Genomic DNA, 26,994 nt, shown 5'->3' with positions numbered 1-26,994 from the left:
GAAAGGAGAATCTGCCATGAGCTCACAATCATTTCGTTTCAGCCCCGAACACCCAACAGCTCAGAATATTACACTTTTAAATACCTCTTCTTCCCGCTACGAGGGTGACTGGCCCAGTATTCCTCACTCTCATGCCTTTACAGAATTGTTCTATGTACGTGGCGGTCAGGGAGATTTTCTGATCGAGGATCAGATCTTCCCAATCTCAAAGGACGATCTGGTCATCATTAATCCACATATCAATCACACTGAAATCTCCAAAGGGAGTCCTCCTCTGAGTTATTTTACTGTAGGTGTGGACGGACTGTGTTTTTCCTTTAACGGTCATAAAGAGTATCGCATTTTTAACTGTCGTGAAAAGAAAACAGATTTGTTATTTTACTTTAATTCTCTGTTTCAGGAGCTGGACAGACAGTCTGAAGGATATGAAACCATCTGCAGTCATATGCTGGATATTCTGATCCTGCAGCTTCGGCGCATTACGGATTCACCATTTGAACTGATCACCACCCAGCATCCAAGTAAAGAGTGCGCTCATATTAAGCGTTATCTTGACTCCAATTACGGGGAAAATATTACTCTGGATCACCTCTCAGAACTCAGTCATCTTAATAAGTATTATCTGAGTCATGAATTTACAAAATATTATGGGATTTCTCCTATCAATTATCTGAACCGGAAACGCATCGAAGTGTGCAAGGAACTTCTGGAAAATACTGATTATGGGATTTCAGATATTGCACATCTCACAGGATTCTCCTCTCAAAGCTATCTCTCTCAGAGCTTCCGCAAATCCTGTGGAATGACTGCAGGAAATTACCGCAAACTCAAGAAAAAACGAAAGGAAGCAATGTGATACCATGCAATTTACATTTCCAGATTACTATAAAGAATTTTCCTGCATTGCAGGAGCCTGTCCGGATACCTGCTGCGCAGGATGGCAGATCGTGATTGACGATCAGACACTGAAGAAGTACCAGCACTTTAAAGGTCCGTTCCGCAATCGCCTGCACAATGATATTGACTGGAAACATCATGTTTTCCGCCAGTATAACAGACGCTGTGCTTTTCTCAACGAAGAGAACCTGTGTGATATCCACACAGAAGCAGGACCGGAAATGTTCTGCAGAACCTGCAGAAATTATCCTAGACATATTGAAGAATTTGAAGGTCTGCGTGAGATTTCCCTGTCGCTCTCCTGTCCTGAGGCAGCAAGGATTTTACTTTCCCAAAAAGAAAAGGTACACTTTATCACAAAAGAAAAAAAGACAAAAGAAGAAGTCTATGATGACTTTGATTATTTCCTGTTCACTGCACTTATGGACACCCGTGATATGCTTATAGATATCATCCAGGACAGAGCTGTACCCATGCAGAAACGTCTGTGGAAACTTCTGGCTGCTGCACATGATTTCCAGTTATGTGTAAATAAAAATGAACTCTTTAAATGGGAAGAAATGCGAAAACGACATGAAGATTCCGGATACGGAGATAGATTTTGCAGTAAAATTTACTCTCGTATAAATGCAGATAACATAGAAAACAGTTCTGCTGCATCTGCCTGCGTAAATACACCAGAACAATTATTTAAAAAAATGTGGAAAACTGTTGTTCCGGAAATGGAGGTTCTGCGCCCAGGATGGCAGGAATACTTAAAGAATTGTCTGACTCCACTGTATAATGGAAATACAGATCCGCAGTCTGACTCCGGAAATCTTTATTCCTGGCAGAAAAGTGAATTTGATTTCTCCTATCCTGACTGGCAGATTCAGGGGGAACAGCTTCTTGTTTACTGGATCTATACCTATTTCTGTGGTGCAGTTTATGATGATGAGATCTTCGCCAAGGTGAAAATGGCAGTTGTGTGCACCCTGTTTATCCATGAATTAAATGTGGGAACCTATCTGAAAAACAACCGGCAGTTTAAGCTGGATGACCAGATCCGTATCTGTTATCAGTTTTCAAGAGAACTGGAACACTCAGATCTTAACCTGAACAGATTTGAAGAATTAATGTCTGAAAAAGAGATTTTCTCCTTTGAAAATCTACTGAAAATCTGCTGATGCAAATAAAAAATCCAGTTATTATGAGCATTAAATCAATCGGAAGGCCTCTGATGGTCTTCCGATTGATTTTAATAATTAATATTGTCCTCTCATTACTGTGTTTTCAGCATATGCCAGAATTCTATCTGTTTTCATTTAGAGCGTGTTTGAAAAATCATTTCAACAATCTGTACGCTCTAATCTACGGATCATAGATACCAGATGTCCGGCACAATTTCGGATTTCTTCTTCTGTAAGTTTACCTTCTTTATATGCCTGGCGAATATTCTTATCATCATCCGGATTTCCAGGCATGATAATGTCATTGCCTGCTGCCACACATTTCCATGGAATGCTTCCATTTTCCGGAACTGTTGTGTTCCAGTCTGACATAATTGCTCCGTCAAATCCCCATTCTTTTCTGGCAACTGTCATGCACAGATCTTTGCTGTTCGCCGCATGAATACCGTTGATAAGATTATAGGAAGTCATAATAGAAACAGGATTTCCTTCTTTTACTGCAATTTCAAATCCGCGAAGATAGATTTCTCTGAGCGCACGTTCGGATACACAGGAGTCAACACCCATGCGGTTATCTTCCTGATTATTGCATGCAAAATGCTTGATTGTTACGCCACATCCTGACTTGCTCTGAACACCCCGGGTCACTGCTGCTGCCAGCATCCCTGACAGATATGGATCTTCTGAATAATATTCATAATTTCTTCCACATAATGGATTTCTGTGGATATTCATGCCTGGTGCAAGCCACAGATTCACATGAAATTCTTCCATTTCTTCTGCGATTGCTTTTCCAAACTCTGTCATAAGATCTGTATCCCAGGTCTGTGCCAGTGCTGTTCCTACCGGAAAAGCAGTACAGTACTGATAATAAGTATCTGCATTCTCATGATGCACACCAGGTTCCAGAATTCCATTTTCCAGTGAACCAAGAACTCCCATTTCATAGATGCTGTCTGTCTCTTTATCTACTTCATACCACTGTCTGAGGCGGATTCCTGCCGGACCGTCTGCCATAACAAGAGAGGGTATTCCATACTCTTCCAAAGTACCGCAGGTTTCACCTGCTGATCCCGGCACTCGAATCCCTGCTGCACCAAGAGTACTGATATTCTCTGAAATCTTTCCATAAAGCAGAGGAATCAGCTCTTCTGTAGTTCTGTCTTCCAGAACAGAAACAAATCTTTTTTCTTCCTCTGTCAGATTTTCCTGATTTTTTCTGACATCTTCCGATTTTGCCGGTATCATCGCAGGTTTAAAATAATATTCCGGAACCTGCGCTGTTATCAGTTTTTCCTGTCTCTGCACAGATCTTTTATTTTGATTAATCCTGTTCTTTTTTCAGTTCCGACTCTGATGCGACACAAAGTTCTTTTTCTATATCCCAGTGTATCATATAATGTTCATCCCTGTATTTGCCCGGTGTCATTCCCGTAACTTCCCTAAACTGCTGGATGAAATGACTCTGGGAAGAAAAGGAAAGACGGTTTGCAATCTCAATGATCGGATAATCACTGTACTGCAAAAGATTTTTCGCCATTTCTATCTTCTGTCTGCGGATATAGGCACTGACCGATATTCCTGTTTCTTTTTTAAATAATCTGGAGAGATAGCTCGCAGATACTCCAAGTGAATCTGCAAGATCTTCTATTGTAATTCGTTCTTTGATATGAGAATAAATGTATTCTTTACTTGCGTTGATATGTTTAGAATAAGTGTTGTCTTTGAAATATCTGCGCATTTTTTCAGTATAATCCATCACCATCTCATCATGAAGGCTCTGAACCTCTTCTACTGTATGAATGTCATCCAGCTTTTGAATATAAAAATCACTCAAATGAAATGCCTGTTCCATCTCCATTCCATTTTGTTTACAGAGTCTGGTTATCATTGCGGTAGTGATAACAAAATGATATTTCATATTTGTGACCGCATTCTTTGACAGTACTCCCACACCATCACACTCTGTAAATCTCTGCCGTTCACAATTCTTCTTAACAGTTTTTATATCTCCACTTGCAACTGCACGATAGAACAATAATTCCTCTGTCGGTTCTCTGTGCTTAATTTCATCAAACTCATCTTCTGCCTCAAAAAGAAGCCATTCGTTCTGATAACTCATATGTCTCTCCTACGCCAGTGCCAGCAATTCTTTTCCTTCTTTCAGTCTCTCATAAAACTGTATGTAGAAATCCTGATTTTGATCATATGGTTTGAGATAGAATCTGTTCACCACAAAGAGGTTCAGATTTCTGATCAGATCTGGATCCTCAGCATTGTATAGTACTTCCTGCACATCCAGCAGAAAATAATGCCAGTCATTGACAAATTTCTCATAATTTTTCAGATCCGGTGTGTCGATCCATTTTTTTACCTTGATCTTATTTCTGTTTGTTTTGGGACATTCATGGATCTGAAGAATATATTTAAATCCCCCGTCTTCATAAAGTCTTCCCAGAGGAAACAGCCTGCAGAAGCCTGGTCTGACAGCATGAATACTGCAGCGGCCCTCTTTATTCAAAAATACGCATTGTTCCTTCTCACCTGTCATCCGGAGATGAGGCAGGATATTTCCGTCTGATACTCCCAGTTCCAGGCACTCCTGCAGAAGCTGCTCTACAGGCTTCTTAAGTCCCACAGATAATCTGTGTACATCATATGGATCCAGGATCACAGAATCTCCCATTCCCTGACAGCAGTCACAGCATCCCTCACAGTCATGACAGTCTGCCTTTACCATGTCATTGGAATCATATAACTTTCCGTCGGAAATCTCTTCCAGTGTCTGTTCTCTTCGCATCAGAAAGTCTCCAGTCCTGTAACGCCCCAGTCTGAAGCAAGATCTTTCATACCTTCCAGAACTTCCTCCCTGGAATAATCATTATCGTCCAGAAAATCTCCGTCCATATCATTCAGATACAGATAAAAGGTCAGTGCCAGTTCCAGATAATCTGCATCATCTTCTACCATACCCATGTATAATTCGTTTTCTGCTTCATTGATTTTTCCTTCTTCTGCCAGCTTCATAACAGTTGAAAAAAGCTTATCTGCCTCTGTGTAATCTTCCTTGTTCTCAGGAAGTCTGTAATCCGGCTGCTGCTCATGAAGCAGAAGCTTTGCGATCAGTCTTCCTACATCCTGAATATTTCTTATCATATGATCATCCTGTACTGCCATAACTTTTTCTTCCTTTCTAATTTTATCTCATTAGGAAAGTAACTTCCTTACCATCTCACCGTCAAAGACCACACCTGTCAAATGATCAACCTCAATCTGATACAGTGCATTGGCCGCAATATGCTCTGCTGTCTGCTCCAAATCACGAATACCACTTGTGTTTTTGTGTTTTTCAACAACAGCTTCCAGTCCTTCCTCTGTCACTACACATTCCTCTGCCTTCAAGCTCATTCGTTTCAGTACCTTTGGCAGAACATATTCTGAAAAAATAATTTTCTTTTCTTCAGATGTGTAATCTGGAATATCAATGACCGCAAAACGGGACATTAACGGTGCACTGATCTGGTCTTTCTCGTTGGCTGTGGCAATAGGATAAACGCCAACTGTAGGCACCATACATTCCATATAGTTATCTGTAAATCCAAGATTATCAAGAAGTGTCAGAAGCACATCTGCAGGATTTCCGTTTCCTTTTCCGGAAGCTGCTTTGTCCAGCTCATTGATAATAAATACCAGGTTGGACTCTCCTGCTGCCGAAAATGCTTCCATAATAATTCCAGGCTTTGCATTTGCATAGATCCTGGAGCTTCCTGTAAGCTGTTCAGGGTCATTAATAGAACTCATATCCAGAGTTGTCCACGGAAGCTTCAGGATGCGGGCAACTGCATAGGCAATCTGAGACTTACCGGTACCTGCCGGTCCTACAAGAAGCAATCCATAGGCAGGCAGTGTATGGGTACGGTTGATCTGGATGATCGTCTCAATAATACGCTGTTTTACAGATTCCATTCCATAGAGTTCTTCATCAAGAATTCTGCGGGCTTCCTGAGGGTCAATTGCTTCAAAATAATTATTTTTCCATTGAATGTTCATCATAATGGACAATGCTCTCTGTGCATGTCTTCTCTCCTCAGGAGATACTTCATGAGAGCGGGCAACTGCAAGGTTTCTTCGTGCCCACAGACGAATATTATCCGGCAAGGTTCTGCCTGCGCAGGTCATAAAATCAGTAATGCTCTGAATACTTGTCAGCTTCATCTCATCACCGATTTCCTCGTCCTCTTCTTCCTCTGTGGTTTCTATGGGTGCACTGCTTGCCAGAAGTCTCTCAATCATAAACTGGAGAAATCCATCTTCTGCAGAAAGCTTTGTTCCACCTCCAAATGCAGTCTCCCGAATCTTATAAACTGCATAACCATTCTCCTGATTTTCTCCTGAGAGGCGCACATTGATATGATTCTCTCCCAGCCATTTCAGAAGGCTTACAAATCTGGAATCAATACTAAGGATATCTGCGCTGAAAACACCATCCTCTTCTTTAAATTCAAAAGAAGTGCGTTTGATAGGGTTTGTAAAAATGCCGCAGGAATGATGCTTCCACCTGCGTCGGCTGTTATCCAGGACCATAATCGGCTGTTCTGGAGATGTTTCGTTTCTATCAGACTTAAAAGTAGTATAAGTACATTCAGACTGTACATCTGTTTTCTTGTCTGAAGCACCACTGAAATCAAATACTGGCATAATAAATACTCCTTTTATTTTATCTTTCACCTGTATAAAACAGTAACTTTCCGTATTTTTTTATTCTAGCAGAATCTTTCCTTTTAATCAATTCCGGAAATGAAATCCTTTCCCAAAAATGTTGACGGTATCCGTCACAGGCTTTATAATAGTGATAACTTAGAATTTCCAGAACTCTCTGGGAAATCGAAATTCACTTTTAGGAGAGCAAAATGAGCAAAATTATTTTAACCGGTGACCGTCCAACCGGCCGCCTTCATGTTGGACATTATGTTGGTTCATTGTCTGAGCGTGTTCGTTTACAGAACTCTGGCTTATATGATGAAATTTATATTATGATCGCAGATGCGCAGGCATTAACAGATAATGCGGAACACCCTGAGAAAGTTCGTCAGAATATCCTTCAGGTTGCCCTTGATTATCTTTCATGCGGCATTGATCCTGAGAAATCCACTATCTTTATCCAGTCTATGGTTCCGGAGCTTACAGAGCTTACTTTTTATTATATGAACCTTGTTACTGTAGCACGTGTACAGCGTAATCCTACAGTTAAATCCGAAATCAAGATGCGTAATTTCGAAGCAAGTATCCCTGTTGGATTCTTCTGTTATCCCATCAGCCAGGCTGCAGATATTACGGCATTCCGGGCTACTACTGTTCCGGTTGGTGAGGACCAGCTTCCAATGCTTGAGCAGTGCAAGGAGATCGTGCACAAATTCAATACGGTATACGGCGAAACCTTAACAGAGCCGGAGATCATCCTGCCATCCAATAAAGCCTGTTTACGTCTTCCAGGTACCGATGGAAAAGCAAAAATGAGCAAATCTCTTGGAAACTGCATCTATCTTTCAGATGAAGAAGCAGATGTGAAAAAGAAAGTTATGTCTATGTTCACAGACCCTAACCATCTTCGCGTGGAAGACCCGGGTCGTGTAGAAGGAAACCCGGTATTTATTTATCTGGATGCTTTCTGCAAACCGGAATACTTCCCGGAATTCCTGCCTGAATATCAGAATCTGGATGAACTGAAAGCTCACTATACACGCGGCGGTCTTGGTGACGTTAAAGTCAAAAAATTCCTGAACAAAGTGCTTCAGGCAGAGCTTTCTCCGATCCGTGAGAGACGTAAATACTGGGAACAGCATCTGGATGACGTATATGAAATCCTCAAAGAAGGAAGTAAGACAGCCGAAGCAAAGGCTGCACAGACACTTCATGATGTACGTTCTGCAATGCAGATCAATTATTTCGATGACAACAGCCTGATCAAATAATTGAGCAGTAATAATTTTTCATTTAAAACTTCTTGAGACGATAAAGAGCCTGTAAAAAACATCTCTTATTTTTTACAGGCTCTTTTTATCATTTATTTATATGATTTCTCTCTTCTGTCAGCAGATGGCAACTGCCAGGATTATGTATACCAGAATAGAAACCAGACAATACATGGAATTGGTTGTTGATACATAAGCGCTGCCTTCTTCATCCTTCATAAAGGTCTGCATACTAAAGGTAGCCGGTGATGACATATAGGTAATAATGGCCAGATTTACAATCTGAGAATCCCCAACCAGAGAATGTACTGCAAAAAGTACTCCAGCCATCATCACTCCCTGCAGAATCATCCTGATCAGGATGGTGGTAATACAGGGTTTCAGCAAATTGGCATTTAGTTCCATACTATAGCCCACCACAAGAAGAATGATAGCAGTTACAGATGTGGTGAGAATATTCTCCACACTCTGATATACACCGCCAAAAGGGCTGTCCAGAAGTATTATAATAATATTTGACAAACCTGCTATAATTCCCAGAACGCTGGCAATAAATGCAGGCGTTCTTATTGCACTGCTGAAGAGTTTTTTTACATCTATTTTTCCACCGTCTTCTACCTGTCCCAGCATTCCCATATAAATACTGAATCCAAAGAGAAGTCCCGCAATATCCAGCACTGCCACATGTGACAGATTTTCGCTGCCACACAGACTGGTATACAAAGGATATGCCATCAGACCGCCCTCATATACACTTACCATAAAAGGCAGATACCTCTGATATTTTCCCTTGAGAAAGGGCTTCAGCACAAATCCAAGGCTGAAGGAAACAATCAGCATGATCAGCATGATCAGTATGAGAATTCCTGTTTCTTTATTATATTCTGCTGTTGCCAATGCATGAAAAATAGCAACCGGCAGCATAACATTCGTTACCAGGACCTTCATGTTGGCGACTCCCTCACCCGTGAGAATCTTCCATTTACGGCATAGCATACCAAGAATGATCATTACCAGAACCGGCATGACAATTTGCAAAACATCCAATTTTTTCACTCCTTCTGATCAAATTTGAAAAATAACTGCTTTCTGCTTATATTAACTTATCCAGAATAGAGTGTCCAATTGTTCCTTCCGGCATTTTGACATGGAAATTGTCTGCAACAGTTGCACCGATAATCGCAAATGTATTCTCTTCCTCTAAACAGCCTCCCTCAGCCATTGCAGGTGACCAGGAAATAAAAGGAACATATTCTCTGGTATGGTCGGTACCTGTATATGTGGGATCATTGCCGTGATCTGCAGTGATGATCAGCAGGTCATCGGATGTCATCTCTTCCATCAGAACTCCCAGATTCTTATCAAATTTTTCGATTTCCTGTCCATAACCTTCCGGATTTCTGCGGTGTCCCCATAATGCATCAAAATCTACCAGATTCGTAAAACACAATCCATGAAAATCTCTCTTTCCAATTTCAATAGTCTGTTCCATTCCATGTACAGAGCTATTGGAATGCAGAGCCTCTGTCACTCCTTCCCCACAGAAAATATCATTGATCTTTCCTACACTGATCACATCATATCCTGCATCCTTCAATACATTCATAGCTGTCAGTCCAGTAGGTTTCAGCGCATAATCATGTCTGTTACTTGTACGCCTGAACTCCCCTTTTTTCTTGCCCACATATGGACGCGCAATAATACGTCCCACACGCCACTGGTCTTTCATGGTAATCTCACGGGCAATCTCACAGCAGCGATACAGGTTCTGGAGATCAAAGGTCTCCTCATTTCCGCAAATCTGCAGCACTGAATCAGCAGATGTATATACGATCATAGCTCCTGTGTTGATTTCTTCCTCACCCAGCTCCTCAATAATCTCAGTACCGCTGGCACTCTTATTGCCAATCACGCGTTTCCCGCAGCGCTTCTCCAGCTCTGCGATCAGTTCCTGCGGAAACCCTGTTTCTGTGAATGTTTTAAATGGCTTATCTGTCCTGATTCCCATCATTTCCCAGTGTCCGGTCATAGTATCCTTGCCGTTGCTCGCTTCACTGACACGCATAAATCGTCCCATGGGTTTCTCCACAGGAGTCATATTTCCGGCCTGATGAAGATTGATCATTCCCAGTTTCTGCAGATTGGGAATGTCCAGTGTTCCCATACGTTCCAGAATGTGCCCAAAGGTATCTACCCCTTTGTCACCAAATTTCTCAGAATCCGGCATTGCCCCAATTCCCAGTGAATCCAGTACGATCACAAATATTCTTTTATATTTTTCCATATATCATTTCCCCCATTCTTGGTATCATCTTGTTTTTAATCAGTTATTTATTTGTCCCTTTAATCCTGCCAGCGCCTGTGCAAATGCATTGTTCACCGGCTCTTTGGCTTCTTTCTGTTGCTGCCTCATATATTTCTGAACATCACGTTTATTCACTCCTGCCCCTTCTTTGGCTCTTCGCGCCTGAAAAGCAGAAAGTTTTTCTTTATATCCGCAACCGCAGATAAAGGTCTCTTCTTTGCCTTTGACATACATTTCCATTCGTTTATGGCACTTGGGACAACGGGCATTTGTTGTTCTGGATACCGTTTCTCTGTAACCACATTCTCTGTCCTGGCATACCAGCATCTTTGCATTCTTTCCGCTCACTGCCAATAGCTTCTTTCCACAGTTGGGACAAATCTTGTTTGTAAGATTATCATGGCGGAAAGTTCCCTGTCCTGTTTTAATCTCTTCCACAATATCACAGGTATAATTTCGGATTTCTTTGAGAAATACCTCCTGCTTTATCCTGCCTTTGGCGATATTTCCAAGTTTCATCTCCCAGTCTGCTGTCAGTTCCGGCTTGCGCAGTTCCTCCGGTACCAGCTCCAGAAGCTGTTTTGCCTTGGAGGTCAGGTAGATTTCATTTCCTTTCCTTTCCATCAGGAAACTGTTAAAAAGCTTCTCTATGATATCCGCCCTTGTTGCAACTGTTCCAAGTCCGCCTGTTTCCCCAAGCGTCTTGGCCGCTTTCGCATCATGGCTTTCCATATACCGCACCGGATTCTCCATTGCAGCAAGAAGTGTAGCTTCTGTAAATCTTGCAGGCGGTTTTGTCTTACCTGTATTCATAGATACATTTTCAATATACAGCTTCTCACCTTTTTTCATCTTAGGAAGCTTCTGGTCCTTCAAAAGCTTTCCTTCCTCTGCCGGGTCAAGATCTTCCTCCTCTGCATCCGTATTTTCATATACTTCTTTCCAGCCCGCACTTTTCACAACTTTTCCGCTGGCCGCAAACATTTCTCCTGCAGCCATTCCTTCCATGCTTACCTGCTCATAAACAAAGGGTGGATACAGTACACTTAAAAATCTGCGAACTACCATATCATAGATTTTCCGTTCTTCATTTGTCATATGATCAAGCTGGACAAACTGCTCCGTAGGAATAATTGCATGATGGTCACTGACCTTTTTATCATCCACAAAACTTCCATTTGCACGGATTGGCTGATTCATCAAAACACCTGCCAGTTTTCTGTAGGGTCCCACTGCACAGGCCTTCAGGCGTTCTTTGATCGTAGGAACAATATCCTTTCCGATATATCTGGAATCTGTTCTCGGATAAGTGAGAACTTTATGATTTTCATACAAACGCTGCATAATATTCAGTGTCTGCTTTGCCGAATATCCATATCTCTGATTTGCTTCTCTCTGCAGCGTAGTAAGATCATATAATCCCGGTGCAAAAGTTTTCTTTTCTTTACTGGTTACTGAGTTCACTTCCAGAAACTGATTTCTGAGAACATTGGAAAGCTCCTCCGCACGTTCTTTATTAAAGGTTCTGAAGCTCTTACTCTTTGGCTCTTTCCAGGTCCAGGTCGCCTCTCCTGCCTTCAGAGTAAGTCCGTAATATTCCTTTGGCTTAAATGCACGGATCTCTTCTTCCCGTTTCGCGATCATTGCCAGAGTAGGAGTCTGCACACGCCCACAGGAAAGCTGGGCATTATATTTACAGGTAAGTGCTCTGGTACCATTCATCCCTACCAGCCAGTCTGCTTCTGCTCTGGCTACAGCAGCCCTGTACAGGTTATCGTACTCATGTCCGTTTTTCAGATTTGCAAATCCTTCTTTGATGGCCTTATCAGTAACAGAAGATATCCACAGTCTGCGAATAGATTTATGACAATCCGCCTTATCCAGAATCCATCTTGCCACCAGTTCTCCCTCTCTGCCGGCATCTGTGGCAATAATAATGTCTTTGATATCTTTGCGATAAAGCTGGGTTTTGACTGCATTATATTGTTTACCGGTCTGACGGATTACTACCAGCTTCATTTTATCCGGCAGCATAGGGAGAGCTGACATTTCCCACTTTGTATATTTTTTATCGTATTCCTCCGGATCTGCCAGGGTGACCAGATGTCCCAGTGCCCAGGTAACTACGTATTCCTTTCCTTCCAACGTTCCGTTACCTTTTTGTGTACAATGAAGCACTCTGGCTATATCCCTGGCCACAGAAGGTTTCTCTGCGATGACTAATGATTTCATTTTTTCACTCCTTATTCCGCCATTTTCAACTCAAAGTATAGCATAGAACCTGCTTACATTCTACCTTTTATTTTTATGATAAATAAAGTCAGGGACAAAGCAAATTTCATCCCTGACTTCATATATGTAAAGCGGACATTCGCGATCTGCGTTCAATATATTGCTATGCGTGAAGTGCGCAGTAATCAATTTTATATCCAACACCGCGTACTGTCTCTATCAGATCCCCGGCAGTTCCCAGTTTTTGTCGAAGAGTCCGGATATGTACATCCACAGTCCTGCTTTCTCCGTCAAACTCATATCCCCAGACCTGATTCAACAGCTGGGTTCTGGAGAGTACAGTACCACTGTTTTTCAGAAGAAGACACAATACCTCATATTCCTTAAGAGTCAGATTTACATTCTGTCTGTCCACAGTTACCACATGCCTGGAAGGACATACATACAAATTTGCCGCCTGATACTCCTCAGCACCTGCATCCTCACTTCTGCGGAGAAGTGCACGGATCCTGGAAATCAGCTCCATCATACGGAAAGGTTTGGGAATATAATCATCTGCCCCGCTGTCCAGTCCGATCACTGTGTCATACTCACTGCCTCTGGCTGTCAGCATGATAACCGGAAGTCTCCGCGTATTCGGCCGTACACGTAATTTCTTCAGAATGGTAATTCCATCCTCCTCCGGAAGCATCACATCCAAAAGCAGCAGAGACGGCAGCTCTTTTTCCAGTTCTTTCCAAAATAAAGAAGGACGTTCAAAACCCTTTGCTTCATATCCCTGGCTTTTCAAAGTATAAATTACAAGTTCACGGATGCTTTCATCATCTTCTAACAGATATATCATAATAATTCCTTTCTGAATTCATATTTCTTTGATTATTTTTTACTATTCTTTCGAATATATTCAGTATAAAGAAGCTACGTAAATTCTTACCCCTTCTTTGTGTTAAAATTTCGTAAAATCTACCATGTTTTTAAGATTTTTTTTATAAAAATTTTATGTATTGATCCTAAAAATTTATTTGTAAAAGTATTTCAGAAATGTTATGATTGTTTTGAAAAAAACTGTGATGTAAATTTAATCCCATTTGAAGAAGGTGAAATTTTGAAACAATTTTTATCCAAATACCGTCACGGCCTGGTAATCGGGATTTACAGTATTCTGTATATTCTGGCTTTTCATTATCTGGAATCCCGGCCCATTCACAGTTACCATATTGTACATACTGTTTTTGATGATCTGATTCCGTTCTGTGAATTTTTTATTATACCTTATTTGCTATGGTTTCCTTATATGGTCCTGGCAGTGGTATATTTTATCTTTTTCAACAAAAACAGACATGAATATTATCAGCTGATATTTAACCTGATGATGGGGATGACAATTTTCCTTATTGTATCCTATGCTTATCCCAATGCACAGCATCTCCGCCCTGTTGAATTCCCCAGGGACAACATTTTTACAGATGTAGTCAGATGGCTGTATAAAACGGATACACCTACTAATATTCTTCCCAGCATCCATGTTTTTAATTCCCTGGCCATCCATATGTCACTGACCAATTGCCAGGCCCTTCGTGGAAAGAAGAACGTACGAATTGTTTCTTTTATTCTTACAATGCTTATTATTATGTCCACTATGTTCCTGAAGCAGCATTCTGTGATTGATGTCTGTATGGGAGCTACCCTTGCTCTTTTCGGTCATCTTCTTTTCTATCCGGAAAGATTCCTGTCTTTTTCCAGGAACGCCTATTACAACGAAAGAAAACGTAAAAAAAGCGAAAATTAAAAAGTTGTACAGAAATGCAAACACATTTCTGTACAACTTTTTTATTTCTATCCTATAACTGCCTTACAGTTTATCAAATCAAGCGGATATTCGCAATCCGCTTCGCTACTTGCTTGATTCAGTTAAATCCATAAAATTTCTGGCTGATTTTGTAAGCTGCCACAGACATCTTTCTGCCTCCGGGACCCGGCAGATTCATTACCCTTCCAAAAAGGCTGTGTCGAAGTTTATTGTATACAGCCCTATTCTCACTCTTAATATATTCCAGAAGCTCTTTCTTTTTCTGCAGAGATTCCTCTGTATTTGCCCTGATAAGCATGATAGATGAGATTGTTGTAATAATATCCAGATAACTAAACATATATGCTTTCAGACGTCGGTTTGTATTGCCACATTTAATATATGCATCCACCATCAGCTTATTCACACGAATCTGTTGGTCAATACGTTTGATCATTACCTTTTCATTAACTGACTGATCATCTCTGCCTATAAAATAGCGGTAAAAATTCACATCCAGATAATAAAGATTCTTTACATATGGCAACGGTTCAAAAGCAAACAGATTGTCCACATAGAAGGTATGCTTCGGCAGCTCCAGACCGCAGTCATGAAGCAGCTGTGTACGATAGATCATAGAATGCATAAGAAGATATTTGCCCTTTGGCATATGTCTTACTTCATCCCAGCCAAATATTTTGTTCTGAGGAAGGCATCTGCGGTACTGCATGACTTTTTTGCGTGTTGCTCCCTGTTTCTCATATACAAAATTGCTGATAAGAAGGTCTACTGTTTCAGGTCCACGCAACAGCTCATACAAAGTTTTCAAAATGCTGATATAGGCTTCCTTATTTACCCAGTCATCACTGTCCACAACTTTAAAATACAAACCTGTAGCATTCCTGATTCCTGCATTTACGGCCTCTCCATGTCCACCATTCTCCTGATGAATTGCTTTCACAATAGTAGGATATTTTTCCGCATAGGCATCTGCAATCTCTGCAGTTCTATCTGAAGATCCGTCATCCACCACAAGGATTTCTACCTCTTCTCCGCCTACGAGCAGTGATTCAATACACTTTTCCATATAATCCTGAGAATTATAACATGGAATGGTAATACTTAACAGTTTCATCTCTTTTCCTCCTTAATATATCTGGCATACGCCCCAAATGCAGATGGTATGGCGTATCTTTTTCCTGTCTGTTCTTTGTCTGCAAAAATAAGATCTTTATCTTTTGCTTTTTCCAGGGATGATACTCTGATTCTGTATGCCTCCATCCTCCATTCAATGTGGGAAAAAATATGTCTGGAAGAAGGCATTTCTTCTATATAAAGAGGATCCAGTCCCAGTTTTCTCACATACTCCAGAGCCCTCTCCCTGTCTATATGTCCAGGGACATTGGGCAACTCATACAGGCCTGCCAGAAGCCCCTTGGACGGTCGCTTTCGAAGTGCTGTTGCTTCTCCGTCCTGAATGATAAAAACTGTTTTATCCTCTTGTCTTCGTTCCTTTTTCGCTGCTTTTACAGGGAAACGATCCACAGTACCATGGCAATATGCCTGACAGAGCGAAGCTACCGGACATTCCTCACATTTTGCCATTCCATTGGGTATACACACTACAGCTCCCAATTCCATCAGGGCCTGATTGAAATCTCCCGGCTTGTCTTCAGGCATAATTTCAGACAGCTCCTCTTCTATTACTCTGCGGACTGACTGTCTGCTGATATCTCCGTTATTCTCTGTAATTCTGGTGATCACCCTGAGTACATTTCCATCTACTGCAGGAACCGATTTATGATAGGCAATGGATGCGATTGCCCCTGCCGTATAGCTCCCTATACCTTTTAACGATAAAAGTGTCTGATAATCTTCAGGAATTATTCCCTGATGTTCAGAAACCACCTGTCTGGCTGCTTCCTGCATATTCCGTACCCGGTTATAATATCCAAGCCCTTCCCAAAGCTTCAACAACTGTTCCTGAGGGCACTGAGCCAGAGCCTGTACATCCGGAAGCGCTGTGATGAATCTCTGAAAATACGGCTTTACCGCCTCCACCCTGGTCTGCTGCAGCATAATCTCAGACACCCAGGTATAATAAGCATTATTTCTGTCCCTCCAGGGTAGAATACGCTTATTTATATTGTACCATTGAAGTAATGGTATGACAATTTTTTTTAACATTTTCTTTATTTCCTTTATTCTCCCAAGATTTCAACAAAACCTTCCATGCAGCAGATCAGTTCCGTCAGTTCTCTGCACCTACGCTATAAAACGACGAGGGCGGTCAATAAAAACCGCCCTTTCTGCCTTACTGTATTTCTTTTCAATTGTTTTCCTTTTCATGAGAGATACTGTCATTTTTTACATTTTACTCTCAGATAATATACCAGTGCAATTATAATGATCAGAACCGCTACAATATATCCGATCTCTGCTGCCAAGCTTGTCGTAAACATGTCCACTGCAGATACCACTCCGATTGCGATCAGAGCCCATCCACAGCCCTTCTCCATTTTCTTTTCGTCATAAAGCTTTTTACGAACATCTGCATTTCCACCCTTCATGAAAATCTCTCCGTGTCCTGTAAGAAGCATAATTCCCACGATAAATGCAGCAGCTGTTAAAATAAGGCTTAATGAATCCATGTTCATAATTGTTTCTCCTTTGTAAATAATCAGGCTGCCTGACAGACAGCCCTTTTAATCATTCATTTTTTAATAGAAGCATACGATAGGAACACCATACTGAATAATATCATAAAGTTCTCCTGCTTTATCCGGTGGCATATTAATACATCCGTGGGAACCACCCTCAAGATATCTGTCACCGCCAAAATATGGCTGCCATGAAGCATCATGAAATCCGATTCCTCCGTTAAACGGCATCCAGTATGTGACAGGCTGTTCATATTCATATTTTCCATTTGGAAGCTGCTTTCCCCTCAAAACATCCGGACTCTTTTTATAATAGAGTGTAAAAATTCCAGCCGGGGTCTGACGGTCTGCATAGCTCATGTTTCCGGATACAATATCTGATTCAAAGATATCTTCTCCGTTCTGGTAATAATACATATGCTGCTCCGAAAGATCTACCTCAATATAAGTATTTCCAAGGTCATTCACACCATATGAATTGGCAGTCATAGAATAAACCGGATCTCTGACTGTCTGAGTACCGGACTGGATCTCCTGGGTAAGCTGAGCCACCTCAGATGCCTGGTCTATCTGCCAGCCGTAAGCAGAGCCGTATACATAAACGGTTCTTCCACTGGTAGTATGGAATTCACGTTCAGTACCTACTGTATCATGTGATGCAGCAAGCTGCGCTACATAATCTGCAATATGCTGCTGGAAGGATGCATCATCTCTGATCAACTGACCCTTCTCATCAAAATTCAGCCAGTCCTTGATCGTACTGCCATCCAAAGTCACTGTCTCATCTCCAAAAGTATAGGTGATGCTTGCTTTGGTAAAATTATTGCATGCATCCAGAGATGCCTGAAGATCTGCATTATCACTTGTCACTGCAGCCTTTGCATATACATCCGGATCACTGTTAAAATCTACCGCATCCTTATTGTCGGACACAGCTTCCGAAAGAGCATTATATGCTTCCTTTAATATCAGCTGACTTCCCTCAGTCTCAGGAACAATTTCAAACTGAGACTCCCCATAAGCTACATAAGCATCCTCAGGTGCAACCTGATTCTCCTCTTGTGCACAATTCAGTGTTTTCACCTGTGCTTTCAGCTTTTCCTTGTCAAAAGTCGTATTTTCATCTGTACTGTAAATTCTGTTCTCAGTAAACCCGGTAATCCACTCATAGGGCTTCTGAGCCTTCAAAAGCTTAAGGACACTTCCGTCAGATACATATTTATAACCAATCTGGTCTCCTGATATGGTCTGGGGATCCAGGTTTCTGGAATCTACTTCAATAGAGTAATTCTCCACTTTCTTTGCAATCAGCTGCTCTACCTGATAGGCAGTCTTACCGGAACAATCTATTCCATTAATCGTTGTTCCTTCAAAAAATTTATCTGAATAATAATATGATATTCCTGCATAAGCCGTACCTGCTGCAACAAGCAGCATTCCCAACGTAATACCGGTAATTTTTAATACTTTGTGTTTATTCTTAACCGGAGGCTCATAAGGTGCAAGATCCTCATCATTAATAGGCACATAGGCGATCTTGTCCGGTCTTGCAGATTTGCGTGCTTTCATTCTTGCACCGCCGCTGCCGTCATCTGCCCTTTTCTTCTTCTCCTCTTGGTTACCCATTTATTATCTCCTCAAAATAAGTATTACAGTTAAATATACCGAAATATTTTCAGTCTCTTTATTATAACATACTTCTTCTAATTTGCATCTGTTATTCAGATTTTTTTCAAAAAAATGCAAAACCATGCACTTTTTTTACAAGTGCATGGCTGCATATATCATGATCATTCTTTATTTCGAATCTTATTTTTCAATCAGAAGGCTTTTTCCTGTCATCTCTGCAGGCTGTTCCATTCCCATAAGCTGGATCATTGTAGGAACAATATCTGCCAGGCATCCACCCTCGCGGAGAGTATATTTCGGATCTGCATTTACAAGAATAAATGGTACAGGGTTTGTAGTATGAGCAGTCCATGGTTCACCTGTCTCATAATCGATCAGCTGTTCTGCATTACCATGATCCGCACAAATAAACATCTGTCCGTCAACTTCTTTCAGTGCCTTTACAGCTTTACCTACGCATTCATCTACAGTCTCAACAGCCTTGATCGCAGCTGCCTCCACACCTGTATGTCCAACCATATCCGGATTTGCAAAATTGATCACGATCACATCATATTTATCAGCTTTGATGGCCTCAACCAGTTTTTCGCATACCTGAGGAGCACTCATCTCAGGCTGAAGATCATAGGTTGCAACCTTCGGAGATTTCACGAGGATTCTGTCCTCACCTTTGTTTGGCTCTTCTACACCACCGTTAAAGAAGAAGGTTACATGGGCATATTTCTCTGTCTCAGCAATACGGGCCTGAGTCATATTATGTGCTGCCAGATATTCTCCAAATGTGTTCTTCAGCTGAACCTTATGGAAAGCTACCAGCTTGTTCTGGATGGTATCATCATAATCTGTAAAGCATACAAAAGTTACATGAGGTCTTGTTTTTCTCTCAAAGCCTTTAAACTCATCATCACAGAATGCTCTTGTGATCTCACGGGCACGGTCAGGACGGAAATTAAAGAACACTACTGAATCTTTATCAGATATCACTGCAACCGGTTTTCCCTCTTTCTCGATCACTGTAGGAAGAACAAATTCATCTGTCTTATCATTGTCATAAGAAGCCTGAACTGCCTCAGGTGCAGCAGTTCCCTTAACACCTTCTCCAGAAGTAAGAGCATTATATGCAAGCTCTACACGATCCCAGCGATTGTCACGATCCATTGCATAATAACGTCCGGATACAGAAGCAATCTCACCTACACCGATTTTCTTCATCTCAGCTTCCAGCTGTTCTACAAATTCCTTGCCTGATGCAGGAGGTGTATCACGTCCATCCAGGAAGCAGTGTACATAAACTTTGCTGACTCCCTCTCTTTTTGCCATCTCCAAAAGTCCATACAGATGTGTATTATGGCTGTGTACACCACCATCAGAAAGCAGTCCCATAAAATGAACTGCGGAATCATTTTCCCTTGCATTTTTCATTGCTGCCAGAAGAGCTTCATTCTTAAAGAAATCTCCATCCTGAATCTCTTTGGTGATTCTTGTAAGCTCCTGATATACAATACGGCCGGCACCCATATTCATGTGACCTACCTCTGAGTTACCCATCTGTCCGTCCGGAAGGCCGACTGCCAGTCCGGAAGCATTCCCCTTTACAAAAGGATACTCTGCCATCAGCTTGTCCATTACAGGTGTTTTCGCTTCATAAACAGCATTGCCTTCTTTTCTGTCATTTAATCCATAACCATCAAGGATCATTAATACAGTTGGTTTTTTACTCATAATATTCTCCTTTATATTGTGACTTTATAACTGTATCCTGCATTTTAACTTTGTAGGATATACAGTCTATATCTTTTTCATGTTTCCTACTATATAGTATCAAAAATAGAAAATTTTTCAATTCTTTTCTTTATAAAATCTTTCCGGATTTTTTTACATTATTTACCATACACCCGGATAATCGTGGAAATCTTACGAACAGAGTCTCTGTTCCGGATTTCTTCTATAGCAGTACGGAAATCGCCTTCTCTTACCTTTTCCGTAATCACAACAACCTCCGCGCATCCCTCAACTTTGGTATCTTTCTGGATGATCTGGGCTACACTGACCTGATATTTTGCAAAAATCGCTGTCATTTCCGCCAGCACACCACAACGATCCTCTACCTTCAGGCGAAGGAAATAACGGTTATGAGTATCCTCCATCTTCTTCACCGGAATCTGCTTGTAACAGGTACAGCCAATCCGACCACTGCAGCCTGCCAGTATGTTGCGCACAACATCAAAAACATCTCCTACAACAGCACTGGCTGTAGGAAGCTCTCCTGCTCCCCGTCCAAAGAACATAGCATCCTCTACTGCATCTCCGTGTACAAATACGGCATTATAAGAATCGTTTACTGTAGCAAGAGGATGAGTGCTTGGAATCAGCATCGGGCAGACATATGCTTCAATACCGTCTTCCGTATTTCTGGCAACTCCCAAAAGCTTAATAGCCCTGCCCATTTCTTTTGCATAATGGATATCCTTGGATGTGATCTTTGCAATCCCCTCTGTGTAAACATCATTAAACACTACTCTGGAATTAAACGCTACAGAAGCAAGAATAGCGACCTTACGTCCGGCATCCAGTCCCTCAATGTCAGCAGTGGGATCTGCCTCCGCATATCCCAGCTCTGTAGCCAGAGCAAGAGCATCCTTAAACTCCATTCCTTCCTGAGACATCTTGGTCAGAATAAAGTTTGTCGTACCATTTACAATTCCCATAACCTCTGTCATATGGTTTCCTGCAAGACACTGTTTCAGCGGACGGATGATAGGAATTCCTCCGGCAACTGCCGCTTCAAACAGGAAATCAACCTTCTTCGCATGTGCAGCATCCAGAAGCTCATGTCCATGGACAGCAATCAGATCTTTGTTGGCAGTTACCACATGCTTTCCTGCCTTTAATGCCTGAAGAATATATTCTCTGGCAGGATTGATTCCGCCGATCAGTTCTATTACGATTTCAATTTCCGGATCCTCTAAAATACTTTCCCAACTGTTAGTGAGTACGGAAGGATCCTTTACCTTTGCAGCAGCTTTCTCTATATTTCTGACAAGAATTCTGGTGATTTCTACCTTACAGCCAACTTTGGCTGACATTTCCTCTTCCTGGCTTTTTAGTACCTTGTACACACCGGTTCCTACTGTTCCCAGTCCCAACAGTGCGGCTTTGATGACTCTATCACTCATTTTCCGGAGTTCCCCTTTCTGCCTGTATCTTCTTTCATTTTTTTAATGGATATTCTCAATCCGCTTTGATTAAGTAAAGCTGTTTTTTATAGTAGGGCAGAATCCGTCATTTGTCAAGTTCGTCTGCGTTTTTCAGCAATTTATCTGTGCCTCCAATTCCCGGAGTTTTTTCTCCTGCCACCTGATATACATTCCTCCCCCCACAAGCAGTCCTGTCAGGCATAGCACAACCCCCACTGCCAGACCAATATATTGCATCTTCCCTTTCTTCTGAACCGGTGCACCAGTGATCAGACACCGAAGCATGCATCCGTCAAAAAGCGCAGTAATTCCTGCTGTCATTACACATTTCCATTTGTTCATGAATGCCTCTCCTTCCCATAGTGTCTTTAAAAAGACACTATTCTATCTCTTATTTTACCGTGATAATAAGACTATATCAAGAACAAAACGGACGGTTTATACAAATGATAAGCTATGACAGATTTTGGGAAACGCTAAAAAAGCGGGGGCTGACCCAGTATGACCTGTATACCACCTACGGTATACATCGTTCACTTCTGGACAGGCTCCGCCATAATCAGAATATCGAAATCCTTACTCTGGATCATCTGTGTGCTATTCTCGATTGTAATTTCAGTGACATCGTAGAGCACCTTCCAGATGATGATGAAAAAAATAAAACCTATTACACCCTCTGATGGATTTCTTTTTTATATTTTTATTTCATTAAAAGTTTGTTATTCAAAAGAACATTTTGTACTTTACAAACCATCTGCATCGTTCTTTTCATCTGTTTTTGTTTTCTGAAATGCCATCCATCCGTTTTTTCCCTGCATTTCAAAGGTTCCGCAATAACTGAACCCACATTTTTTCAAAAGTCTCTGCATAGGATAATTATCCTTATAAGTATCTATCCTCACATTCGGAAACTGTTGATATGCCCAGTTCAGGCAAAAGGCTGCTGCCCCCTTTACAATTCCTGTGGAAGCAATTCTGTGAACCACTGCATAAGGACTTTCATTCAGCCATTTTCCCTCAATGTTGCTATAGCATTCCTCGTTCTCAACTGCATAATAAAAAACGCAGGCCAGCTGGTCTCCTTCCATGCATAAATAGGTTTTATCCAGCGTTCTTTCTACCAGTTCCCGAGGTGGGTAGGATTCTCCCCACTGATCTCCATTATTATGAGTTCTCATAAATTCTCTGGCATTATTATAAACATCCAATACTTTTTTCAAATCTGCTGAAGTTGCTTTTTGTATTCTCATCTTTTCTATCTATAGCAATCCTCGTAAATAATGCATTATTTTAGAGGATTGCTATAGTACTTGTCCTTTCTGTAAATTGCTTTGTAAGAAGGCAAACGACTTCACAATGTTCTGTGAAGCTGAACATGTCTACCGGCTGTATTTTCCGAGTCACATATCCATGCTTTGTGAGAAATTCCAGATCCCTGGCCAAAGTATCAGGTCCGCAGGAAATATAAACGATCCTGGAAGGTCCCAGTTTTACCATAGATGTCAGGAACTTTTCCGTGCTGCCGGTACGGGGCGGATCCATAAATACCACATCTGCCCTTTCCCCCTCTGACACCATTCCTTCCATAAATTCTCCTGCATCTCCCTGATAGAATCTGGCGTTTGTAATTTTGTTTTCCCTGGCATTTACGATTGCATCCCGAACAGCATTTTTATTCAGCTCTATGCCAATCACTTCCCTGGCTTTTCCTGCTGCCACCAGACCAATAGTTCCAATTCCGCAATAAGCATCGATGACCCGTTCTTTCCTGCCCAGACCAGCATATTCAATAGCTGTTTTATAGAGTAGTTCTGTCTGCACAGGATTTACCTGATAAAAGGATTGGGGTGAAATGCGGAAAGTACAGCCGCAAAGTCTGTCTCTGATAAAACCTTTTCCATAGAGCACGATATCACGTTCCCCCAGAACCATACTGGTTTTTTTATCATTTACATTCAGAACTACTGTAGATATCTGTGGGAACTTCTTACGCAGAGCCTTTACAAAATTATTCTTGGATGGAAAAATCGGAGAGGCCACAACCAGAACCACCATAATTTCATCTGTTGAAAACCCTCTCCTGACCAGTACATGGCGAAGCAACCCATATCCTGTATCCTCATCGTAGGTTTTGATTCTGAAAGATTTCAACATATCTCTGATCGCCCGGATAATTTCCTGGCTGGTTTTATCTTCAATCATGCACTCCTCAACAGGAACCACTCTGTGTGTTCCTGCCTCATAGGTTCCGCAGATGATGTTTCCTTTTTTATCTCTGTCAAATACAGCATGTACTTTATTTCTGTAATAAAAGGGGTTCTCCATTCCAATAATCGGTTTCACATTGCCATATTTCTTCAAAAGCTTATTCATATTTTTCTGTTTGATTTTGATCTGCTCTGTATAGGGGACTCCCTGAAACTGACAGCCGCCGCATTTTTTCCATACCTTACATTTCTCAGGTAACTGTGGTTTTTCTCTCTTTTCTTCCATTTATAACAACCTTTCCTATTTGCAATAAGGCGGACCCAAGCGGATATTCGCCTATAATCTCTGCATCATTATAGCAAGTCCTTCAAATATTCGCAATCCACATTCTCGCTATTTTCCAGATGTTTTCCAGGCATCAAAGTCGAATATTGTATATTTTTGTCGAAATGTTTTTGGAAGAATTATGTTGTAATCCGTAGACCAATGTAGAAAAATATGTTATACTTTGTACATACCAAAGAGAAATATCGTTACTGTTCACTCCGTTCTCAGTAACGTTGCCAAAATTCATTTCAAATTGCCTACGGCAATGGAATTTTGGCTTGTATGTCTCGGGATTTTGGCATATTCATGCCAAAACACCTCGCGGGATAATAGCATGTGAACAGCAACGAAATATCAACAGCGCAAAGGATAAACAGTTCAAATTACAAATGACAGCAACTCACCAGTACAAAGGATAAAATTTTCAGAAATCTGAAAATTACAGAACTGCAGATACACTTTCCAAAATACTAATGATAAAACTTAAGGCTTCCGGCATAATAACCGGAAGCCTTTTTCTGTCATTTTTTATCTCAAAAATGTATCAGTATATTATTTCTCGTTTGGACACATTAGCTAAATCTAGCTATTTATTTATAATTTACGATCTGACCGAATTCTTCTTTCAGAGAAGCACCACCAACAAGACCACCATCAATGTCTGCCTGAGCAAACAGATCTGCTGCTGTCTTGGAGTTTACAGAACCGCCGTACTGGATACGGATAGCTGCTGCTGTAGCATCATCATAGATCTCAGCGATGCATTTACGGATTTCACCGCAAACTTCCTGAGCCTGCTCAGTTGTAGCTGTTTTGCCTGTTCCGATTGCCCAGATTGGCTCATAAGCGATAACTGCTGTCTTAGCCTGATCTGCTGTAACACCCTGGAATCCAACTTTAACCTGCTGACGGATGAAGTCCATTGTCACGCCCTGCTCTCTCTGAGTAAGAGTTTCGCCGCAGCACATGATAGGTGTGATTCCGTGTTCAAAAGCTTTGAGGATTTTCTTGTTAACATCTTCGTTTGTTTCTCCGAAGTATTCTCTTCTTTCGGAATGTCCGAGAACAACATATTTTACACCAGCATCTACCAACATGTTCGGAGAGATTTCTCCTGTATATGCACCTTTCTCTTCAAAGTACATATTCTCAGCACCAACCTGGATGTTTGTTCCTTTAGCAGCTTCTACAACCGGGATAATATCGATTGCAGGTACGCAGAATACTACATCAACTTCTTCGTTAGCTACTAATGGTTTTAATGTTTCTACTAATTTAACTGCCTCGCTTGGTGTCATGTTCATTTTCCAGTTACCAGCGATAATTTTCTTTCTTGCCATGATAATTTATCTCCTTAATTAAACGTTCAATGTTTATTTATCATTTGCTGCTGCAACACCAGGAAGTTCTTTTCCTTCCAGGAATTCAAGAGATGCACCGCCACCTGTGGAGATGTGTGTCATCTTATCGCCATAGCCAAGGATATTAACGGCTGCTGCAGAATCACCACCACCGATGATAGTTGTAGCATCTGTATCAGCAAGTGCTTTGGCAACAGCTTCTGTACCATGAGCAAAATTCGGCATTTCGAAGCAACCCATCGGTCCGTTCCATACAACTGTCTTAGCATCTTTTACAGCATCAGCAAAAAGCTTCTCTGTTTCCGGTCCGATATCCATTCCTTCCCATCCGTCCGGAATCTCGCCACGTTTTACAACCTGAATATTGCAGTCATTGGAGAAGCTGTCACCAATTCTGTTATCTACAGGAAGAAGAAGTTTTACGCCTTTTTCTTCTGCTTTCTTCATCATGTCTAATGCATACTGAAGATAGTCATCCTCACAGAGAGACAAACCGATATGTCCGCCCATAGCTTTGGAGAATGTATAAGACATACCACCACCAATAATAAGAGTATCTACTTTATCAAGAAGGTTATTGATTACAGAGATCTTGCTGGAAACCTTAGCTCCACCAAGGATAGCAACGAATGGTCTCTCAGGATTGTTTACTGCGTTTCCAAGGAAATCGATTTCTTTCTGCATTAAGTAACCAACAACTGCTGTATCAACATATTTAGTTACACCAACGTTAGAGCAGTGTGCTCTGTGTGCTGTACCAAATGCATCATTTACAAATACATCACAAAGAGAAGCGAGTTCTTTGCTGAATTCGTCTCCGTTCTTTGTTTCTTCTGCACGGTAACGTGTATTCTCAAGTAAGATAACGTCTCCGTCTTTCATTTCAGCTACTGCTGCTTTTGCGTTTGGTCCTACTACTTCCGGGTCTGCTGCAAATTTAACTTCCTGTCCTAATAATTCAGAAAGACGTACTGCAACCGGTGCAAGAGATAATTCCGGTTTCGGTTCTCCCTTCGGTTTTCCAAGGTGAGAGCAAAGAATGATCTTTCCACCGTCAGCGATCAGTTTCTTGATTGTAGGAAGAGCTGCAACCAGACGGTTCTCATCTGTAATCTTACCATCCTGAAGTGGAACATTGAAGTCACATCTTACAAGAACTTTTTTACCTTTTACGTTGATATCATCAACAGATTTTTTATTCAGCATTTGTGGTGCCTCCTTAATAATATTCTTTAACTGTTACAACGC

At 41.3% G+C, this 26,994-nt stretch carries 24 protein-coding genes and 1 pseudogene; 5 read left to right on the top strand and 20 right to left on the bottom strand.

Translation table 11 applies throughout. From position 1 onward, the window contains the following. The first annotated feature begins 16 nt into the window (after positions 1-16). Both ACTNC6_RS04975 and fliB read left to right on the top strand, forming a co-directional pair. Positions 17-856, top strand: coding sequence for an AraC family transcriptional regulator (locus ACTNC6_RS04975; protein ID WP_441043349.1), 840 nt, complete (start codon positions 17-19; stop codon positions 854-856). Between the two features lie 4 nt (positions 857-860). After that, positions 861-2,063 carry a flagellin lysine-N-methylase gene (fliB, locus tag ACTNC6_RS04970; RefSeq protein ID WP_441043347.1) on the top strand — a complete coding sequence of 401 codons (1,203 nt, stop codon included), beginning with the start codon at positions 861-863 and terminating at the stop codon, positions 2,061-2,063. 162 nt (positions 2,064-2,225) lie between these two features. Here fliB and ACTNC6_RS04965 read toward each other — a convergent pair. From ACTNC6_RS04965 to ACTNC6_RS04945, 5 genes and pseudogenes are all read right to left on the bottom strand, one after another. After that, positions 2,226-3,263 (bottom strand): annotated as a pseudogene (locus tag ACTNC6_RS04965) (glycoside hydrolase family 3 protein); the annotation flags it as partial. 127 nt (positions 3,264-3,390) lie between these two features. Beyond that, positions 3,391-4,188: a helix-turn-helix transcriptional regulator gene (locus ACTNC6_RS04960; RefSeq protein ID WP_441043346.1), complete on the bottom strand. Its 798-nt coding sequence runs from the start codon at positions 4,186-4,188 to the stop codon at positions 3,391-3,393. Between the two features lie 9 nt (positions 4,189-4,197). Then, complete coding sequence (locus ACTNC6_RS04955; protein ID WP_441043345.1) at positions 4,198-4,866, bottom strand: YkgJ family cysteine cluster protein; 669 nt, start codon at positions 4,864-4,866, stop codon at positions 4,198-4,200. Next, positions 4,866-5,243 (bottom strand): DUF6483 family protein, encoded by a 378-nt coding sequence (locus ACTNC6_RS04950; protein WP_441043344.1) that lies wholly within the window; start codon positions 5,241-5,243, stop codon positions 4,866-4,868. The genes ACTNC6_RS04955 and ACTNC6_RS04950 overlap by 1 nt, the downstream gene beginning before the upstream one ends. Positions 5,244-5,273: 30 nt before the next feature. Beyond that, positions 5,274-6,764, bottom strand: a complete 1,491-nt coding sequence (locus ACTNC6_RS04945) for an AAA family ATPase (protein WP_441043343.1) — start codon at positions 6,762-6,764, stop codon at positions 5,274-5,276. Between the two features lie 212 nt (positions 6,765-6,976). Between ACTNC6_RS04945 and trpS the strand changes: the two genes are divergently transcribed. Then, positions 6,977-8,038, top strand: coding sequence for a tryptophan--tRNA ligase (gene trpS, locus ACTNC6_RS04940; protein WP_441033070.1), 1,062 nt, complete (start codon positions 6,977-6,979; stop codon positions 8,036-8,038). Positions 8,039-8,155: 117 nt separating this feature from the next. On the opposite strand, the gene ACTNC6_RS04935 is transcribed toward trpS, so the two are convergent. From ACTNC6_RS04935 to ACTNC6_RS04920, 4 genes are all read right to left on the bottom strand, one after another. Continuing rightward, a complete protein-coding gene (locus ACTNC6_RS04935) occupies positions 8,156-9,085 on the bottom strand; it encodes an AEC family transporter (protein ID WP_441033067.1) in 930 nt (309 codons plus the stop codon). A 46-nt stretch (positions 9,086-9,131) separates the two neighbouring features. Further along, complete coding sequence (locus tag ACTNC6_RS04930; protein ID WP_173742918.1) at positions 9,132-10,322, bottom strand: phosphopentomutase; 1,191 nt, start codon at positions 10,320-10,322, stop codon at positions 9,132-9,134. A gap of 39 nt (positions 10,323-10,361) precedes the next feature. Continuing rightward, a complete protein-coding gene (locus ACTNC6_RS04925; RefSeq protein WP_441043342.1) occupies positions 10,362-12,575 on the bottom strand; it encodes a DNA topoisomerase III in 2,214 nt (737 codons plus the stop codon). A gap of 163 nt (positions 12,576-12,738) precedes the next feature. Continuing rightward, the gene (locus tag ACTNC6_RS04920; protein WP_441043341.1) at positions 12,739-13,419 is read right to left on the bottom strand and encodes a response regulator transcription factor; all 681 of its coding nucleotides are present in this window, start codon (positions 13,417-13,419) and stop codon (positions 12,739-12,741) included. A 261-nt stretch (positions 13,420-13,680) separates the two neighbouring features. Here ACTNC6_RS04920 and ACTNC6_RS04915 point away from each other — a divergent pair, with 261 nt between their 5' ends. After that, complete coding sequence (locus tag ACTNC6_RS04915; RefSeq protein ID WP_441043340.1) at positions 13,681-14,364, top strand: phosphatase PAP2 family protein; 684 nt, start codon at positions 13,681-13,683, stop codon at positions 14,362-14,364. 118 nt (positions 14,365-14,482) lie between these two features. On the opposite strand, the gene ACTNC6_RS04910 is transcribed toward ACTNC6_RS04915, so the two are convergent. The 7 genes from ACTNC6_RS04910 to ACTNC6_RS04880 form a co-directional block, all read right to left on the bottom strand. Beyond that, the gene (locus tag ACTNC6_RS04910) at positions 14,483-15,499 is read right to left on the bottom strand and encodes a glycosyltransferase family 2 protein (protein WP_441043339.1); all 1,017 of its coding nucleotides are present in this window, start codon (positions 15,497-15,499) and stop codon (positions 14,483-14,485) included. Next, positions 15,496-16,551: an A/G-specific adenine glycosylase gene (mutY, locus tag ACTNC6_RS04905; RefSeq protein ID WP_441033052.1), complete on the bottom strand. Its 1,056-nt coding sequence runs from the start codon at positions 16,549-16,551 to the stop codon at positions 15,496-15,498. The genes ACTNC6_RS04910 and mutY overlap by 4 nt, the downstream gene beginning before the upstream one ends. 173 nt (positions 16,552-16,724) lie before the next feature. Continuing rightward, a complete protein-coding gene (locus tag ACTNC6_RS04900) occupies positions 16,725-17,021 on the bottom strand; it encodes a DUF3784 domain-containing protein (RefSeq protein WP_303242042.1) in 297 nt (98 codons plus the stop codon). Between the two features lie 63 nt (positions 17,022-17,084). Next, positions 17,085-18,650, bottom strand: coding sequence for a L,D-transpeptidase family protein (locus ACTNC6_RS04895; RefSeq protein ID WP_303242041.1), 1,566 nt, complete (start codon positions 18,648-18,650; stop codon positions 17,085-17,087). Between the two features lie 183 nt (positions 18,651-18,833). After that, entirely contained in the window at positions 18,834-20,375 is a 1,542-nt protein-coding gene (gpmI, locus tag ACTNC6_RS04890) for a 2,3-bisphosphoglycerate-independent phosphoglycerate mutase (RefSeq protein ID WP_173742926.1), read from the bottom strand. 158 nt (positions 20,376-20,533) lie between these two features. Beyond that, positions 20,534-21,829, bottom strand: coding sequence for a homoserine dehydrogenase (locus ACTNC6_RS04885; protein WP_441033048.1), 1,296 nt, complete (start codon positions 21,827-21,829; stop codon positions 20,534-20,536). A 132-nt stretch (positions 21,830-21,961) separates the two neighbouring features. Beyond that, entirely contained in the window at positions 21,962-22,192 is a 231-nt protein-coding gene (locus ACTNC6_RS04880; RefSeq protein WP_441043338.1) for a hypothetical protein, read from the bottom strand. Positions 22,193-22,296: 104 nt separating this feature from the next. Between ACTNC6_RS04880 and ACTNC6_RS04875 the strand changes: the two genes are divergently transcribed. Then, positions 22,297-22,530, top strand: a complete 234-nt coding sequence (locus ACTNC6_RS04875) for a helix-turn-helix domain-containing protein (protein WP_019162302.1) — start codon at positions 22,297-22,299, stop codon at positions 22,528-22,530. Between the two features lie 63 nt (positions 22,531-22,593). On the opposite strand, the gene ACTNC6_RS04870 is transcribed toward ACTNC6_RS04875, so the two are convergent. The 4 genes from ACTNC6_RS04870 to ACTNC6_RS04855 all read right to left on the bottom strand — a co-directional run bounded on the left by ACTNC6_RS04870 (position 22,594) and on the right by ACTNC6_RS04855 (position 26,952). After that, positions 22,594-23,100, bottom strand: coding sequence for a GNAT family N-acetyltransferase (locus ACTNC6_RS04870; protein ID WP_433844955.1), 507 nt, complete (start codon positions 23,098-23,100; stop codon positions 22,594-22,596). 40 nt (positions 23,101-23,140) lie between these two features. Further along, positions 23,141-24,343 carry a 23S rRNA (uracil(1939)-C(5))-methyltransferase RlmD gene (gene rlmD, locus ACTNC6_RS04865; RefSeq protein WP_303242037.1) on the bottom strand — a complete coding sequence of 401 codons (1,203 nt, stop codon included), beginning with the start codon at positions 24,341-24,343 and terminating at the stop codon, positions 23,141-23,143. A gap of 632 nt (positions 24,344-24,975) precedes the next feature. Continuing rightward, positions 24,976-25,725 carry a triose-phosphate isomerase gene (gene tpiA / locus ACTNC6_RS04860; RefSeq protein WP_441033040.1) on the bottom strand — a complete coding sequence of 250 codons (750 nt, stop codon included), beginning with the start codon at positions 25,723-25,725 and terminating at the stop codon, positions 24,976-24,978. A gap of 33 nt (positions 25,726-25,758) precedes the next feature. Next, complete coding sequence (locus ACTNC6_RS04855; protein ID WP_441043337.1) at positions 25,759-26,952, bottom strand: phosphoglycerate kinase; 1,194 nt, start codon at positions 26,950-26,952, stop codon at positions 25,759-25,761. Positions 26,953-26,994 lie beyond the last annotated feature (42 nt).

The organism is Blautia sp. HCP3S3_C4 (assembly GCF_052064095.1).
Lineage (GTDB): Bacteria > Bacillota > Clostridia > Lachnospirales > Lachnospiraceae > Blautia_A.
This window is presented reverse-complemented; position numbering and strand designations above follow the sequence as displayed.